Source organism: Mesorhizobium sp. M2A.F.Ca.ET.042.01.1.1 (genome assembly GCF_003997405.1).
Classification (GTDB): domain Bacteria; phylum Pseudomonadota; class Alphaproteobacteria; order Rhizobiales; family Rhizobiaceae; genus Mesorhizobium.
This window is the reverse complement of record NZ_RZRX01000022.1, coordinates 1-15181: the sequence shown is the minus strand read 5'-3', so window position 1 is coordinate 15181 and position 15181 is coordinate 1. Positions and strand designations below refer to the sequence as shown.

At 66.8% G+C, this 15181-nt stretch carries 15 protein-coding genes; 5 read left to right on the top strand and 10 right to left on the bottom strand.

What is annotated here, in order from left to right; translation table 11 throughout:
- From EOA23_RS05590 to EOA23_RS05545, 10 genes are all read right to left on the bottom strand, one after another.
- Positions 1 to 864 carry an aromatic ring-hydroxylating dioxygenase subunit alpha gene (locus EOA23_RS05590; protein WP_127303174.1) on the bottom strand — a complete coding sequence of 288 codons (864 nt, stop codon included), beginning with the start codon at positions 862 to 864 and terminating at the stop codon, positions 1 to 3.
- Positions 865 to 877: 13 nt separating this feature from the next.
- Positions 878 to 2251: an amidohydrolase gene (locus EOA23_RS05585; RefSeq protein WP_126062442.1), complete on the bottom strand. Its 1374-nt coding sequence runs from the start codon at positions 2249 to 2251 to the stop codon at positions 878 to 880.
- A gap of 48 nt (positions 2252 to 2299) precedes the next feature.
- Positions 2300 to 3865, bottom strand: a complete 1566-nt coding sequence (locus EOA23_RS05580; RefSeq protein WP_127303173.1) for a GMC family oxidoreductase N-terminal domain-containing protein — start codon at positions 3863 to 3865, stop codon at positions 2300 to 2302.
- Positions 3866 to 3874: 9 nt separating this feature from the next.
- The gene (locus EOA23_RS05575) at positions 3875 to 4483 is read right to left on the bottom strand and encodes a thiamine pyrophosphate-dependent enzyme (RefSeq protein WP_127303172.1); all 609 of its coding nucleotides are present in this window, start codon (positions 4481 to 4483) and stop codon (positions 3875 to 3877) included.
- Complete coding sequence (locus EOA23_RS05570) at positions 4480 to 4980, bottom strand: thiamine pyrophosphate-binding protein (RefSeq protein WP_127303171.1); 501 nt, start codon at positions 4978 to 4980, stop codon at positions 4480 to 4482. The genes EOA23_RS05575 and EOA23_RS05570 overlap by 4 nt, the downstream gene beginning before the upstream one ends.
- 106 nt (positions 4981 to 5086) lie before the next feature.
- Positions 5087 to 6013, bottom strand: coding sequence for a LysR family transcriptional regulator (locus EOA23_RS05565; RefSeq protein WP_126062438.1), 927 nt, complete (start codon positions 6011 to 6013; stop codon positions 5087 to 5089).
- The gene (locus EOA23_RS05560; RefSeq protein ID WP_127303170.1) at positions 6014 to 7816 is read right to left on the bottom strand and encodes an adenine deaminase C-terminal domain-containing protein; all 1803 of its coding nucleotides are present in this window, start codon (positions 7814 to 7816) and stop codon (positions 6014 to 6016) included. It abuts the gene before it with no gap.
- Between the two features lie 33 nt (positions 7817 to 7849).
- Complete coding sequence (locus EOA23_RS05555) at positions 7850 to 8482, bottom strand: glutathione S-transferase family protein (protein ID WP_127303169.1); 633 nt, start codon at positions 8480 to 8482, stop codon at positions 7850 to 7852.
- Entirely contained in the window at positions 8482 to 9192 is a 711-nt protein-coding gene (locus EOA23_RS05550; RefSeq protein WP_127303168.1) for a Rieske (2Fe-2S) protein, read from the bottom strand. Before EOA23_RS05550 ends, EOA23_RS05555 begins: the two co-directional genes overlap by 1 nt.
- Positions 9189 to 9467, bottom strand: coding sequence for a hypothetical protein (locus tag EOA23_RS05545; protein ID WP_189341510.1), 279 nt, complete (start codon positions 9465 to 9467; stop codon positions 9189 to 9191). Before EOA23_RS05545 ends, EOA23_RS05550 begins: the two co-directional genes overlap by 4 nt.
- Positions 9468 to 9756: 289 nt before the next feature.
- Here EOA23_RS05545 and add point away from each other — a divergent pair, with 289 nt between their 5' ends.
- The 5 genes from add to EOA23_RS05520 form a co-directional block, all read left to right on the top strand.
- Positions 9757 to 10788 carry an adenosine deaminase gene (gene add, locus EOA23_RS05540; protein WP_127303167.1) on the top strand — a complete coding sequence of 344 codons (1032 nt, stop codon included), beginning with the start codon at positions 9757 to 9759 and terminating at the stop codon, positions 10786 to 10788.
- A 28-nt stretch (positions 10789 to 10816) separates the two neighbouring features.
- Complete coding sequence (locus EOA23_RS05535) at positions 10817 to 11941, top strand: BMP family ABC transporter substrate-binding protein (protein ID WP_127303166.1); 1125 nt, start codon at positions 10817 to 10819, stop codon at positions 11939 to 11941.
- Positions 11942 to 11978: 37 nt separating this feature from the next.
- On the top strand, positions 11979 to 13553 hold the full coding sequence (locus tag EOA23_RS05530; protein ID WP_127303165.1) for an ABC transporter ATP-binding protein: 1575 nt from the start codon (positions 11979 to 11981) through the stop codon (positions 13551 to 13553).
- Complete coding sequence (locus EOA23_RS05525) at positions 13553 to 14611, top strand: ABC transporter permease (protein WP_127303190.1); 1059 nt, start codon at positions 13553 to 13555, stop codon at positions 14609 to 14611. The genes EOA23_RS05530 and EOA23_RS05525 overlap by 1 nt, the downstream gene beginning before the upstream one ends.
- A gap of 13 nt (positions 14612 to 14624) precedes the next feature.
- A partial coding sequence (locus EOA23_RS05520) for an ABC transporter permease (RefSeq protein WP_145966402.1) occupies positions 14625 to 15181 on the top strand: 557 nt, incomplete at its 3' end.

Here is a 15181-nt window from a genome sequence, read left to right as displayed (position 1 = left end):
TCAGTGCGCTCCCGTCGTTCCGAATCGCAGGCCCTTCTCCTTGAGCCAGCGACGATAGGCGACCGAAGAGCCGTCCGCCCGCGTCGGGATCTCCAGGCGCGGTTCGAGCGGCAGCAGGAGGGGACGCTGGTTCTCGACGATGATCCGGTCCTGCAGGAAAATCACCTGCTCGAAATTGAGCAGCGCCGTGTCGGTCGAGGTCGCGTCGACGAGATACATGACAGGCTGCGCGCGGCAGAGATCCTCCTCGATCGGCTGGATGAAAAGGGCGATGGCATCGAGGCGGTCCGGCGCGCTGGGGCAGACGCGGTAGAGCATCACCGCGAACGGGCTTGGCACGCGGTAGGTGAGGTGCACGAAGTCGCCTGAGCTTTCCGTCGCCGCGATGCGCGGCTGGAAGAAGGTGCAGTTGGTTGCCCAGACCTCGTCCACGTCGCGGCGGATTTCGCTCAGATAGCGCGGCACCGCGGTGTGCGGCTCCGAGCCGAGTATGTCGGTGTGCACGAAGGGGAAGTGCGCCATGTCGAGGAAATTCTCCACGACGCGCAGGCCGGAGGCGCGCATCCTGACCCAGCCGCAGGGCACGAAGCGGCGGTCCGCCTCATGGCTTTCGGCGATGTCGAAGATGTCCTTGTTGGGCCGGCCGAGCGTCGTCCACACGCAGCCGTAGCGCTCCTGCGCGGGCAGGGCGCGGCTTCTTCCGCCGTCGTCCAAGATTTCCCGGACGACCGGCGCTCCTGCTTCGTCGCGGCAGAGCTCGATGTCCTGGCCGAGCAGGCGCGTCACGACCGGAGCTTGTCCGAGTTCCGCGGCGGTCGCCACAGCGTACCATTCGTCGAGCGCCGCCCTGTCGGTCGTCTTCATGGCTCCGCTCCGTTCAGTCGGTCCATTGCCGGACGCCGCCGGCATTCTCGGCGAGGAAGGCCGCGCGCCGGGCAAAGAGGCCGGGCGCCACCTTACGGACTTCGGCGATGATCTCACCCAGATCGGCGGTCTTGATCTCGCCATCCTCGACGACGATCTGGCCGTCGATCATCGTCATTGCCACGTCGCTGCCGCGCACGGCATGGACCAGATTGTGCTGCAGGTTGAAGTAGGGGCCTTCGCCGTAGAGGGGCGTCATGCGCGGCGTGTCGGTGCGGACCGCGATGATGTCGGCGCGTTTGCCGGGCTCGATCGAGCCGATCTCGGCGTCGAGCCCGATCGCCTTTGCCCCGGTGATCGTCGCCATGCGCAGCACCTGCCAACTGTCCATGGCGGCGGCGTCGAGGTCCTTGAGCTTGCCGAGCAGGGAGGCGACCTTCATCTCCTCGAACATGTCGAAATTGTTGTTCTCCTTCTCGCCGTCCGTGCCGATGCCGACCGCAACGCCGGCGGCCAGCATCTCGCCGACCAGCGCGATGCCGCTGGCGAGCTTCATGTTGGAAACGGGGTTGTGCGCGACCGACACGCGGCGCTTCGCGATGAATTCAATCTCGGCGGAATCAAGCCATACGCCGTGCGCGATCATGGCGAGCGGCGTTTCGAAGAAGCCGAGATCGTCGAGCACGTACATCGGCCGCTTGCCGTAGCGTCTCTCGAATTCGGCGAGCTCGATCTGGGCTTCGCTGCAGTGGGTGTGGAAACCGGTGCCGCGCTTCTTCGCCAGCTCCACGGCGCGGCGCTGCCCTGCCTCGTCGGCATAGAAGAGATGCTCGAGACCGACCCATACGTTGACGCGGCCGCCGGCCTTTCGATGCCACGTCTCGATCATCGCCTCGTTCATGTCGAGCGTGTCGAAATAGTTGTAGTCCGGATGCTCGCCGACATAGGGCACGGCGACGAGCCGGTTGCCGATCGCTTCCGCCGCCTTGGCGCTGCCCTCCATGAAGCGCCACATATCGACGACCGTGGTCGTGCCGCCGAGCACGGATTCGGCGTAGCACAGCCACGACGCGGCTTCTGCCTCGTGCGGCTGCAGCACCCTGTGCATCGGGTTGATGTGCAGCGTCAGCCAATCCCAGACCGGCAGGTGCTCGGCGGTGCCGCGCAGGAAACCTGAATGCGCGTGCGCGTTGACGATGCCCGGCATCAGCACGCTGTCGGTGATTTTTTTCACCGGCGCCGACGGGTTGTCGGCCGCGATCTCCCGCAGCTTGCCGACCGCGGCGATGCGGCCGTCCTCGATCAGCACGGCGCCGTCGGCGATGACGCTGTTGGTCGCGTCCATGGTGAGCAGATGGTCGCCTGCAAGGATCATGCTTTCACTCACTACGTTCCCCTCATCCGTTCGTCCCTTGTCCCCACAGCCAGGCAAGTTTCAGGCCGCCTGCAGGATGAAGTCGGCCGCGCGTTCCCCGATCATCGTTGCCGGCGCATGGGTGTTGCAGCTCGGTATGATCGGGATCACCGACGCGTCGGCGACGGTGAGTCCGCCGATGCCTCGCACCGCGAGGCGGCTGTCGACCACGGCCTCCTCGTCCTCGCCCATGCGGCAGGTGCCGCAGGTATGGAAGAAGGTCGAGCAGGCGTCGCGGACGAAGGCGACCGTCTCCTTTCGCGAGAGTCGCCGGTCGGGCGCGGCGAAGCCGGCGAAGACATGCGCGTTGGCGCGCGCGGCCGCCATCTCGATGACGGCCTCGACCGCCGTGACCATCGCCTCCAGATCCTCGGGCTCGGCGAGGAAGTTGGGCTGGATCTCCAGCGCGCCGCCCGGCCGGGCTTCCAGCAGCCGCAGATGGCCGACGCTCTTCGAGCGCATCACGCCCGCGCCGAAGGAGAAGACGTCGCCCGAAATCTCGTAGCGGGCGCGGATCGCCGGCTCGGCGCTGTTGCCCTGCACCGGGAAGGCGTGGAGGTCGGCCCGCGGCAGGTCCGGCCGCGATTTCCAGTTCACCATCGATCCGCCGCCATTGCCGGTCACCGGCCCGAGCGGCCGTTTCGCCCGGAAGACGCAGGCTTGCGCCAGCGGATGATCCTGGAGATTGCGGCCGACGCCGGGAAGCGCGTGGACGGTCGGGATGCCGAGCCTGTCGAGCTCGGCCGGGTCGCCGATGCCGGCGAGCATCAGCAGGCGCGGGGTGTCGATGGCACCCAGGGCCAGCACGACATGTTCTCGCGCGCGGGTCTCCCGCTCCGCGCCGCGGACGAGATGGCGCACGCCGGCGCACCGGCTGTTCTCCACCGCCAGCCCGACGGCCAGCGATTCGGTCAGGACGGTGAGGCGCGGATGGTCGAGGATCGGCAGCAGGTAGCCCTGCACGGCGCTCCAGCGCCGGCCGCCGGCGATGTTGAAGTTGGCGGGCGCGGCGCCCTCGTTGTCGGAACCGTTGGGATCGTCGATGACAGGGATGCCCAGCTCCGCCGCGCCGTCGATGAGCGCCTGCGCCACGGGATGCATTTCGGCCGCGCGCTCGATGCGCAGCGGTCCGCCCGCGCCGCGCCATTCGCTGGCGCCGTCCCGCCAGTCCTCGCAGCGGCGGAAGTAGGGCAGGCAGTCAGCGAAGCTCCAGCCCTTCGCGCCGGCGTTTTCCCAGGCATCGTAGTCGCGCGGATGGCCGCGATACCACATCATCGCGTTGATGGCGCTGGAGCCGCCGAGCACCTTGCCGCGCGGGATGCCGATGGTGCGGCCGTTGACGGGCGGGGCGGGCGCGTAGTCGTAGCCCCAGTCATAGGCGCCGCGCCCGAGCGGCACCCATTGCGCCGGATTGTCGATCTCGGCGATGCCGATGCCGGCCGGCCCCGCCTCGATCAGCAGCACCTCGGCGCCTGCGTCCACCAGCCGCCGCGTCACCGCTGCGCCGCCGGAGCCCGCGCCGACCACGATGATGTCGTAGGAAGGTTTGAGCGGCCTGGGGGGAATGGCTGGGGCGGAGGCGATCATGGGCCGACTTCAGTTGTGCTCGCTCGGACCCATGATGGTTATGCCTTCGGTCGCCTCGACATGGCGCACGAAGATGTATTTGTCCTCGCGGCCGTCGCTGTGCTTGCGCTTGATGTCGGGCTGCACCGTACCGGACACCTTTGCGACGACGATGTACGGCTTCCCGGCAGCCAACCCCGCCTTGCAGTGGGCGTCGAACTCGTCCAGCGTGCGCACCAGATAGGCGTCCTCGACCCCGGCGCCGCGAGCGATCGCGGCGAGGTCCACGCGGCCGAAGGCGGTGTGGGTCGGCGGGCCTCCGATCGACAAATACTGCTCGTTGTCCCAGACGACGACCAGCAGGTTCTTCGGCTGCTCATTGCCGAGCGTGGCGAGGATGCCGAGATTGAAGAGCAGGCCGCCGTCGGTGTCGAGCGAGACGATGCGGCGGTGCGGCAGGCCGGCCGCCAGCCCGAAGGCCTGGGGGGTCACGCAGCCGAGCTGCTGCTGGAAGAGGCTCGCCTCGCGCATGTGCGGCGCGGCGTTGTACCATTCGTCGACGCTGCCGCCGAGCGACAGGATCACCAACTCGTCCTTCAGCCGGGCAGCGAGCGCCTTCATGCAGTCGAAGCGTTTCATCGCACCACCTCGCCGCCGAGCGCGACCGCCGAATGGTAGTAGGACGCGTAGGACCAGGAGTAGGCGTCTGCGATCGCCCGTTCGATCTTTTCCTCCTCGCGCACCACGCGGTAGGGGATGCGCAACGCGTCCAGCACCGGCTCCATGGTGATGCCGTGGGGGATGGCCCACCAGTTGTTCTCGCCGAGCTCGCCGCGGTAGCTCATCAGCATCACGACCGGGATGCCGGCGCCCAGCCCCATGCGCGCCAGCGGCTCGACCGAGGCACGCAAGCCCGAGTTCTCCATCACCAGCGCGGCCCGCTTGCCCGACAGGAACACGCCGCCGCAGATGGCCGCGCCCTCGCCCTCGTTGGTGACGCGAATCGTCCTGATGTCGGGATCGGCGTCGAGCGCAGGGTAGAGTTCCTTGAACAGCGAATCCGGCAGGTAGCAGACGATCGACACTCCTGCTCTTTTCAGACCGCGAATGACGGCGTCCACCGCGCTTTTATTCATGCGAATTCTCTCCTGCCGGCGCAGGTTCGCAGAAAAGGAGATGTTCCGAATAGTGCAAAAGGAAGCCGCGACATGATGCGAAGAACGCAACAACTGGCGGCGGTGGTCATCGATCGTTTCCGAGCCGCTCTACCGTCTGCGCCAGTTGCGTGGCGAAGGCGGAGGCCGCGTCCGACATCTCGCGCTCCGGCCGGGTGAGCAGCATCAGCCGGCGCGGCGGTATCTTGGCATCATGCAGCGGGACGAAGATCAGCGTCCCGTCGGCAACCTCCGCCTCGACGCCGATGCGCGTCTGTAGCACTGTGCCCAGATTGAGCTTGGCCAGCTCGATCATCAGTCCGATCGAATTGGTTCGAGACCGCCGTGTCAGATCGATGATCGAGCGGCTGATAGCCTCTTCCACCGAAAGCCCCAGCGCCAGGCTGCCGTCCGACAGGATCACGCGCTCGCCGGAAAGGTCGAACAGCTTAAGCTCTTTGCGGCCGGCGAAGCGGCTCTCCGGATGCGCAACCACGCCGAGCGGCAGCATGGCTGCCGCGATCTTGCGCACGCTGCGCGGCACCTGCACGTCGAAGGCGAGCGCAAGCTGGCAGTCGCCCTCCGCCACGGCATCGCACGCCTGCTGCGACCCTGCGACCCGCACGTCCACCGTGATCAGCGGGTGACGCTCCCAGAACGCCTTCAGCGCGGTCGGCATGAGGCCGCGCGCGACGCTCTCGACCACGGTCACGGAGACGCCGCCGCGGTTGAGGCCGCGCAGGTCGTTGATCTCCGACCAGGCGCGGCCAAGCTCGGAGGTGCTCACCTTGGCGTGGTAGAGCAGCAGCTCACCCGCGCTGGTCAGCTTCAGGCGTTGCCGCACCCGCTCGAACAACGGCGTGCCGATCTCGTCCTCCAGCGCCTTGATGAGGCGGCTGATGGAGGACGGCGCGACGTTGAGCACCTGCGCGGTCTGCCGCACCGAGCCCAGCCGCGCCACCAGCTGGAAATAGTGGATACGCGGCGAGACGAGGCCGAGGCGATAGGGATCCACTCAGGCCGCCTCGAAGGCCGGCACGATTTCCATCTCCGGCACCAGCACGAGGCCCTTGTCGGTGATGCGTATCTCCGGGATCACGGAGAGCGGGATGAGGTTGAAGCCCATATAGGGGATGGAGCAGCCGGCGGCTTCCCATTCGCGCTTCAGCACCTTCATCTCCTCCGCAACCTCGGTGACGCGCTTGTCCGAGAGAAGTCCGGCGATCGGCAGGTCGACCATCGCGGTCACCTTGCCGTCATGGACCACGCAGACGCCGCCCTGCTTCTCCTCGAGCGCGCGCAGCGCGACCTGCATGTCGGCCTCGTTGACGCCCGCGACGATGATGTTGTGGCTGTCATGCCCGACAGAGGACGCGACCGCGCCGCGCTTCAGCGCGAAGTTGCTGAGCAGCCCGTGCGCGACATTGCCGGCGGACTTGCCATGCCGTTCCACCACGGTCACGAAGCAGAGTCCGTGCCGGTCGAAATGCGTCTGCCAGTCGTTTGCCGGCTCGAGCGTGATCCGCTCGTGGCCGAGCGTGATGCCCGGCAGCTCGGTCCGTATGGTGTGCGCCACGACCTTTTCGGTCGGAAGGTCCGGGGTGAGCTTGATCGCCTTCGGCAGCTTCACCGTGTGGTAGGCCGCCTCGGGATAGCGGTAACGCTGCGACAGCGCTTGGTCGAGGACCGGCGTGATCCTGCGCTCTTCGACGACCAGTTCGCCGCCGTACCAGGTGTTCACCGGCTTGTAGGAATCGTCGAGCAGCACGAGGTCGGCGCGCCGACCGCCGCCCAAGCCCCCGATCTCGCCTTCCATGCCGAAGCGCGTGGCGCCGTGCAGCGAGCCCATCGCCCAGGCCTGTTCCGGTTTCATGCCGGCTTTCATCGCCTCGCGCGTGACCCAGTCGAGGCCGAAGAGCAGCAGATCGTCGGCGTCGCGGTCGTCGGTGCACACGGCGACGCGCTTGTGCGAGGCGCCGAGCTCGGTGATCGTCTTGATCGCCTGCGGGAGCGAGTGCCACGGCGTCGTCGGCGGGCCGCCGCGCAGGAAGAGCCAGATGCCGGCTTCCAGCATATCGTCGGCGATCTCGCGGTCGATCGCCTCGTGCGTGTCGGTCACGCCGGAGGCGGCATAGGCCGCCACGAATTCGCGGCCGTAAACGTGGCCGGAGACGGGGCGGCCGCGCTGGAGCGCCGCGGCGAGGATCGCATGGCTGCGCTCGTCGCCCATCGCCACCTGCACGAAATCCATCTTTTCGCCGAGCGCCACCGCTTCCGGCCATTTGTCGAACAGCGCGCCGATCTTTTCCGCCGTCAGGTCGCCGCCGGCCGTTTCGAGCTGCGGCGAGGTGGCCGGCACTGTGCTGGGCACCGTCAGGAAAATCGAGAGCGGCGCCTGGCGGGCGTCTTCGAGCATTGCCTCGACGCCGGCCACGTCCATCACGTTGCCGATCTCGTGGCTGTCGCAGAAGATGGTCGTGGTGCCGTTGAGCAGCGCGGCCTCCGCATAGGCGCAGGCCGTGACCATCGACGATTCGATGTGGATGTGCGGATCGACCAGTCCCGGCGCGACGATGCCGCCCTTGGCCTGGTAGACCCCGGCGGCGGTTCCCATGTAGGTGCCGGCGGGCTTCACCGCGGCGATGCGCCCGCCCGAGATCCAGACTTCCCGGTCCGCCAGGATGCGCTCGGAATAGGTCGACAGCACGCGCGCCCCGGCAATGACCAGGTCGGGCTCCTGCCTGCCGAAGGCGACGTCGGCCAACCTCCGCGTCATGGTCGAGAGCGGCTGTACCGAGAAGCGGCTGAGAGTGTTCATAACTTTTCTGCCTTCTGCCTTGGCGCCTGCGCCTCAATAATAGTCCGGGATACCCGGCATGGTCACGAAACCGGGGAGCGAACGGACGCGCCGTCCCCAGCGCCGCAGCCCGGCATATTCATCGTGGTCTATCCCGAAATCGCGGCTGAGCGCGAAGGCAGGAAAAAGCGCGATGTCGGCTATTGTGGGATGGCCGGCCGCGAACCAGTCGATGCCTTCGTAACCACGCGCGATCATGTGGTCGTCCATGATGCGCAACAGCTTGCCCGCCGATGCCCGCAGCGCCTCACCGTCGCCCGGCGTGTCGAACAGGGAGTTGCGGCGCGCCTCGCCCGCGACCGCCAGCGCGCCGGCCGAGAAGACGAGCCACTGCATGACGCCGGCGAAGTCGGCGCCCGCCGCCGGCAGCCATTTGCCGGTGGTGTCATTGGCGCGGGCGAGATGCGCGAGGATCGCTTCGGCGCCGAACAGGGTCAGGTCGCCGTCCTTCAGAATCGGCAGTGTGCCGAGCGGGTTCATGGCCAGGAAGGGCAGCGTCGTCTGCTCGTTGCCGGGGAAGGCGTTGACCGCGATCGGCTCCCATTTGAGGCCGAGCATCGAAAGCGCGAGCCGCACCTTATAGCAGTTCTCGTCGAGCTCGTAGTTGTAGAGGACGATCCCGGCCATCACGCGGCCACCTCCGCTGCCGGATGCGTCTCGATGCGGTGGCGCAGTTCGGCCGTCCAGGCCAGGAAATGTGCCTGTCCCTTGCCGGCATAGCGTGCGGCAGGTCCGGCGATGACGACATGCAATGCCGTGCGCTCTCCGGAAAGGCTATGCAGGCCGAGGAGAAGCCTATCGTTGCCAACCGTCAGCGCGTAGAGACGGCCGTCGATCTGGCGCAGGACGGAGGCTGCAGCCTCGTCGCTGAAAGGGCGCGACGGTGTCGTCTCGATCGCCGCCAGCACCGCGTGAACGGCTGCGCCGAAAAAGACACTGCGCACCGGGACGGTCTCGCCGGCCTCCTGCGGGGCAGGGGGCGCGGACTCGGTCGGCTCGGTGGCCACCCAGATCATGCCAGCCACCTCGACCGTCTGGAAGACCGGCACCCTAATGCTCCCCGGCACGTCCAGCTCAGGATGAGCCGGGATGTAGCGGCACTGCCCGGCCGTGTCGTACTGCCAGCCGTGATAGAGGCAAGCGATGTGGTCGCCGCGCACGAAGCCGAAGCTGAGCTTCATGCCGCGATGCGGGCAGCGGTCTTCCCACACATGCGGTGCGCCGCTGTTGTCGCGCCAGACGACGTACTCCTTGCCGTCGATATGCGTGCCGGCCGAGCTCCCCGGCTCGATCGAGGCCGACAGCGCGACCGGATGCCAGACACCCGCGGTGGTCATCGTTCTTGTTCCCCATTGGCAATGCTGTGGATTCTGGTGCGCTCGTAGTCGAGCACGAGGCAATCGAGCGGGCCGAGACTGCACGCCATCTCGAACGCGTCGACGAGGTCGGGCTGGCCCGAGACTTCGACGGTGAAGCGGTCGGCGGCGACGCTCCTGATCGCCATCTTCAGGTCGAGCTTCTCCGCCCGCCGGTCGCAGAACTCGGCGAAGCTGGGCGGCACCAGCCGTCCGATGAAGGACAGCCGGGCGGTTTCGGTCGAGACCGCCTTCATTCCAGCCCTCGTTGCTTCATCGCACCACGCACGCTGCCTACAATCCCAGCCATTTGCACAATTTTTGAGCAATATTGCTTTCTGTCTAATTAGGCATCATTTTGGGGCTTGTGCAAGCCAAATTTCCCTGACATCTGTTGCGTAAGGGAGAATGGAAGGCACGGAAAACGACGAAAAAGTCGAACAACTTCGTGTTGAGTGGGTGTCCCGCAACGGCCTGAAAGAGCCGGAAGGGAAATGAGGCAGATGGCGCCGTCAGCGACATTGTGCCTCGGATTGGGGAAGGCTGATGTCTTTGGCGAGCTTCGTTCAGCAGCTGCCCAAGGTCGAGTTGCATCTGCACCTCGAGGGCGCCGTTTCCGCCTCTACCTTCGCCGATCTCGCCGCTTTGAATTCGGTCGCGCTGCCCAAGCCGACAGCCGAGCTGTACAGCTACGACAACCTGCCCGACTTCCTGAAAATCTACGACCTGGTCTGCGCCTCGATCAAAAGCGCCGCGGACTTCTCGAGGGTCACCTTCGAGGCGCTGGAGCGCTGCGCGGTTGCCGGCGCGCGCTACGTCGAGCTCTTCTTCAGCCCGCATGCGCATCTCGCCCACGGCGTTTCCTACTCCACCATGCTCGGCGGCGTCCTCGACGGGATGCGGCGCGCCAAGGAAAAATATGGCATCGTCTGCAAGCTCATTCCCGCGCACAGCCGCGAACTCGGACCGGAACGCGGCGAGCAGTTCCTGGATATGGTGCTGGCCGAGCGCGTGCCCGACGTGATCGGCATCGGCCTTGACTACAACGAGGCGCCGTTTCCGGCGGCCCCCTACGCGAAGATGTATGAGCGCGCGCGCTCAGAGGGGCTGAATGTCACCGCCCATGCGGGCGAGTCCGGCCCGGCCGAGAACGTTGCCGACAGCATCGACCTGCTCGGCGTGCGCCGCATCGACCACGGCTACCATGTGGTCGACGATCCCGCGCTGGTCGAGCGCTGCAAGGAAGCCGGCATCGTCTTCACCTGCTGCCCCAGCACGACGTTGGCAACCACGGTCTGGCGCGACCTTGCGGCTCCTGGCCACGCGATTCGACGCATGATCGAGGCTGGCCTCAACGTCACCATCCATTCTGACGATCCGCCGATGTTCGCCACCACGCTCGACCGCGAATACGCGCTGGTTATGGACAATTTCGCGCTCTCGCCGGAAGCGCTGAAGAAGATCGCGCTCGCCGGCCTCGAGGCCGCATGGCTCGACAACGAAACCAAGCAGGCATGGATGTCCGAATGGTCGGCGGAAATCGATGGCCTGCTGAAGACCGAACTCCTCCCAAACTGACCGCCGTGTATCGCGCAAAGGATAGAACATGATCAGTATCGAGAAGCTTTCCCGCCGTGGATTCCTCAACATGGGCGCCGCCGTCGGCGCCTCGCTCCTGCTGCCCAGGACGGGCCTGATCGGCGCCGCGCGCGCCGCGGCGCCGCTGCCGGCCGTGGCCGAGGAAAATGCCGTAATCGGCTTCGGCCATGTCGGTCCGGTCACCGACGAAGGCTGGACCTGGGCGCACCACCAGGGCGTGCTGGCCGTGCAGAAGGCGTTCCCCAAGCTGAAGAAGGTGCTCGAGGTGGAGAACGTGCCGTATTCGGCGGATGCCACCCGTATCTACCGACAGTTCGTGAGCGAAGGCGCCAACCTCATCTTCGACACATCCAGCACCGGCGACTTCCTGCACGAGGTTGTGAAGCGGGCGCCCGACGTCGGCTTCATGGAGTGCGACGGCCGCACCACGATGGACAATCTCGGCTGGTACTATCTCAACCATTGGTACCCGACCTATGTGGTGGGTGTTGCCGCCGGCCATCTCAGCAAGTCCGGCAAGCTCGGCTATGTCGCCTCCTTCCCTGTTCCGTCGGTGTTCAGCGGCACCAACGCCTTTTTGATGGGCGCGCGTTCGGTCAATCCGAATGCCACGCTGCAGGCGGTCGTCATCAACTCCTGGTTCGACCCGCAGGCCGCCGCGCAGGCCGGCACCGCGCTCATCGACAACGGCTGCGACTTCCTGTTCGGCATCATGGACGAGGCCGCCTATCTGCAGGTCGCCGAGAAGCGCGGCGTCTGGGCAGCGATGTGGAACACCGACATCCGCCGCTACGGTCCGAACGCCTACGTCTCGTCCATCATCATCGACTTCAAGGACTTCTACGTCGACCAGGTGAAGAAGCGCCTGGCTGGCCAGTGGACCTCGAGCGAGAACCTGTTTGCGATGGGCAAGGGCATCGACCGCGACGCATGGGGCGAGAAGGTCCCAGCCGATGTCGCCAAGGCGGCCGATGAGGTCCGGCAGAAGATCATCAACGGCTGGTCGCCCTTTACCGGCGAGATCAAGGACTCGACCGGCAAGGTCCGCGTCGAGGCCGGCAAGACCATGACCGACCTCGATCTCTACTACTGGGATTGGTCGATCGAGGGCGTCTCGGGCCTCAGCGCCTGATGACCTGCCATAACGCAGCGCATTGCAGCAGGCCGGCATGAACGCCACGCAGGACCGCTACATCGCGGCGCCGGGAACGGCGCCGCTGGTGCAGCTGAAGGGTATCGCCAAATATTTCCCGGGCGTCGTCGCCAACCAGGACGTCGATCTCGATGTGCTTCCGGGAGAGATCCACGCGCTGCTCGGCGAGAATGGCGCCGGCAAGTCGACGCTGATGAACATTCTCACCGGCATCTACCAGCCCGATGCAGGCGAGATCACCATCGACGGCTACGCCAAGGAGTTCGCCACGCCGCTTGACGCAATCGCGGCGGGCATCGGCATGGTGCACCAGCATTTCAAGCTGGTGCAGGCCTTCACCGTGGCCGAGAACATCCACCTCGGCTGGAGCGAGACGCCCCGGCTTGCCTCCGCTCGTAAGCTGGAGGCGCGGACGAAGGCGCTGGCCGAACGCTTCAACCTCAATGTGCGTGCGGACGCGCGCATCAACGAGCTTTCGACCGGCGAGCAACAGCGCGTCGAGATCCTGCGCGTGCTCGCCCGCGAGGCCCGCATCCTCATCCTCGACGAACCGACGGCGGTGCTGACTCCGGCCGAGGCGCGCGAGCTCTTCAAGGCGCTGCGCGAATTCACCTCGCGCGGCAACGCGGTCATCTTCATCAGCCACAAGCTGGACGAGGTGCTGGAAATCTCCGACCGCATCACCATCCTGCGCGGCGGCCGCAGGATCGCGACGCACGACACATCCGAGTGCAACCCACGGATGCTGGCGCGGCTCATGGTCGGTCGCGACATCGTGCTCGCCGACATGCGGCAGCGGCCGCCCGGCGCAGCGCCCCGGTCGGCGGAGCCGATCCTGAGGCTTGAAAGCGTCTCGGCGCTCGACGACGGCGGAAAACCCGCGCTGAACGACATCACCCTCGACATCCATGCGGGAGAGATCGTCGGCATCGCCGGCGTGGCCGGCAACGGGCAACGCGAGCTCAGCCATGTGCTCACTGGGCTGCGGCGCATCGCGTCGGGACGCATCGTCGTGGACGGCGCGCCGCTCGAGGCGGGGGATGCTGCTGCGTTCAGCGAACTCGGCATCGGCCACATCCCGGAGGACCGGCTGCGCAGCGGGCTGGCCCCGGCGATGAGCGTCGCCATCAACGCCGTGATGCGCGAATACAAGAAGCCGCCCATCGGCTCCGGCGGCCTCTATCGCTCGGGCGCCGCGACCTTGCTTGCGCGCGAGATCGCCAAGGCAGCGGACGTCGCCGTGCCGGACTTCGCCATGCCGGTCCGCAACCTGTCGGGCGGCAATCAGCAGCGTCTGGTGGCGCGCCGCGAGATGCGCATCGCCCGCAAGGTGCTGGTCGCCGCCTATCCCAGCCGCGGGCTCGACGTCGGCGCCATCAACACGATGCTGCGCTACATCGTCGAGTTGCGCGACGCAGGCGCCGGCATCGTGCTTATCTCGGAGGATCTGGAAGAGCTCCTCAACCTCTCCGACCGCATCGCCGTGCTCTATGAAGGCCGGCTCATGGGCGCGCTCGACAACGACAAGATCGACGTCGAGCAGATCGGCCTGCTGATGGGCGGACGCACCGTGCGGAAGGAGGCGGCGTGATGTTGCAGGGCCGGCGCCTCCAGCGGCTGCCATCCGTCCAGCCTGGCATCGCGCTCGCCATGCGCGCGCTGGCCATTGCCATCGTGGTGCTGGCCGCATCCATCGCGCTGCTGGTGGCAGGCGAAGACCCGCTCGCGCTGGGCGCGCAGCTCGTCAGCGCCACCTTCAGCTCCACCTTCGGGATGGAGGATTTCGGGCTGCTCGTGATCCCGCTGATCCTCACCGGCCTGTCGGTGGCGGTCGGCCAGCAGATCGGTGCCTGGAACATCGGCGCCGAAGGACAGTTCCTCGTCGGCGCCTTCGCAGCCACCGCGGTCGGACTGTTCGTGCCCGGCCCTGCCTGGCTCATCCTGCCGCTGATCATTGCCGCTGGCGCGCTCGGCGGCGTCGTTTGGATCCTGGTCCCCACACTGGCGCGCGCCTTCGTCGGCGTGAACGAGCTGATCACGACGCTGCTGCTCAACTTCGTGGCGGCGCTGCTCGTCTACTACGTCTCCACCGGCCCGTGGCGCGATCGCGTTGGCATGTCCAACTCCTCGACCGCGCGGATCACGGTCGAGATGCCCGAATTCTGGGGGCTGATTCACTGGGGCCTGCCGATCGCCATCCTGATGGCGCTGGCCGCCGCCGCGATCCTCGCCTTCTCCCGCTGGGGATACGAGGTGCGGCTGTCCGGCTCGAACCCTTCGGCCGCGGCCTATGCCGGCATCGCGGTGCGGCGCCACATCATCACCGTGATGCTGCTGTCGGGCCTGATCGCCGGCGTCGCCGGCGCCTTCGAGCTCGCCGGCACGGTGCACCGCCTGCAGGGCGGAATTTCCAACAACTTCGGTTATCTCGGCATCATGGTCGCGGTGCTCGCCCGCAACTCCTGCGTCGGCGTCATCTTCACCGGCATACTCATGGCCTTCATCCTCAACTCCGGCATCATCCTGCAGACTCAAGGCATCACCACCTCCGCGGTGCTGGCGATGACCGGGGCGATCTTGTTCCTGACGGCGATCGGCGACGAGCTCGCGCATTACCGCATCCTCCGCGCCGGATCGACGAGAGCATAGAGCGAGACCGACATTGGACCTCTTGACCGGAATTCTCGCCACAACCTTTCTCGCCGGCGGCGTGCTGGCGCTCGCGGCCATGGGCGAGGTGCTCGCCGAGCGCGTCGGCGTCGTCAATCTCGGCGCCGAAGGGCTGATGGCGATGGGCGCGATCACCGGCGTAGCGACCGTCGCGGCCGTTCCCTCGCCGGCGCTCGGCTTTGCCGCGGCGCTCGTGGTCGGAGCACTGTTCGGCATGGTCTTCGCTTTCGCTACGGTGACCATCCGGGCGAACCAGGTTCTCTGCGGCCTGGCGCTGACGCTGATCGGCACCGGGCTCGCCAACACCATCGGCCGCAGCTACTCCGGCACGCCATCGGCCGCGGTCTTCGAGCGTGTCGAGGTGCCGCTGCTGAGCGACATCCCGATCCTCGGGCCGGCGCTCTTCTCGCAGAACGTGCTGCTCTACCTCATCTACATCGTCCTGCCGCTGGGCCTGCACTACCTGCTGTTCCACACACGGCACGGGCTCAACATGCGCGCCGTCGGCGAGAACCCGGCCGCCGCACAGCGCCGCACCCGCGGTCACGT

Bases quoted from the DNA above. Each gene is read 5' to 3' on its own strand.
- EOA23_RS05590 (WP_127303174.1), bottom strand. From the start codon at position 864: ATGAAGACGACCGACAGGGCGGCGCTCGACGAATGGTACGCTGTGGCG.
- EOA23_RS05580 (WP_127303173.1), bottom strand. From the start codon at position 3,865: ATGATCGCCTCCGCCCCAGCCATTCCCCCCAGGCCGCTCAAACCTTCC.
- EOA23_RS05575 (WP_127303172.1), bottom strand. From the start codon at position 4,483: ATGAAACGCTTCGACTGCATGAAGGCGCTCGCTGCCCGGCTGAAGGAC.
- EOA23_RS05570 (WP_127303171.1), bottom strand. From the start codon at position 4,980: ATGAATAAAAGCGCGGTGGACGCCGTCATTCGCGGTCTGAAAAGAGCA.
- EOA23_RS05560 (WP_127303170.1), bottom strand. From the start codon at position 7,816: ATGAACACTCTCAGCCGCTTCTCGGTACAGCCGCTCTCGACCATGACG.
- EOA23_RS05555 (WP_127303169.1), bottom strand. From the start codon at position 8,482: ATGGCCGGGATCGTCCTCTACAACTACGAGCTCGACGAGAACTGCTAT.
- EOA23_RS05550 (WP_127303168.1), bottom strand. From the start codon at position 9,192: ATGACCACCGCGGGTGTCTGGCATCCGGTCGCGCTGTCGGCCTCGATC.
- EOA23_RS05545 (WP_189341510.1), bottom strand. From the start codon at position 9,467: ATGAAGGCGGTCTCGACCGAAACCGCCCGGCTGTCCTTCATCGGACGG.
- add (WP_127303167.1), top strand. From the start codon at position 9,757: ATGTCTTTGGCGAGCTTCGTTCAGCAGCTGCCCAAGGTCGAGTTGCAT.
- EOA23_RS05535 (WP_127303166.1), top strand. From the start codon at position 10,817: ATGATCAGTATCGAGAAGCTTTCCCGCCGTGGATTCCTCAACATGGGC.
- EOA23_RS05530 (WP_127303165.1), top strand. From the start codon at position 11,979: ATGAACGCCACGCAGGACCGCTACATCGCGGCGCCGGGAACGGCGCCG.
- EOA23_RS05525 (WP_127303190.1), top strand. From the start codon at position 13,553: ATGTTGCAGGGCCGGCGCCTCCAGCGGCTGCCATCCGTCCAGCCTGGC.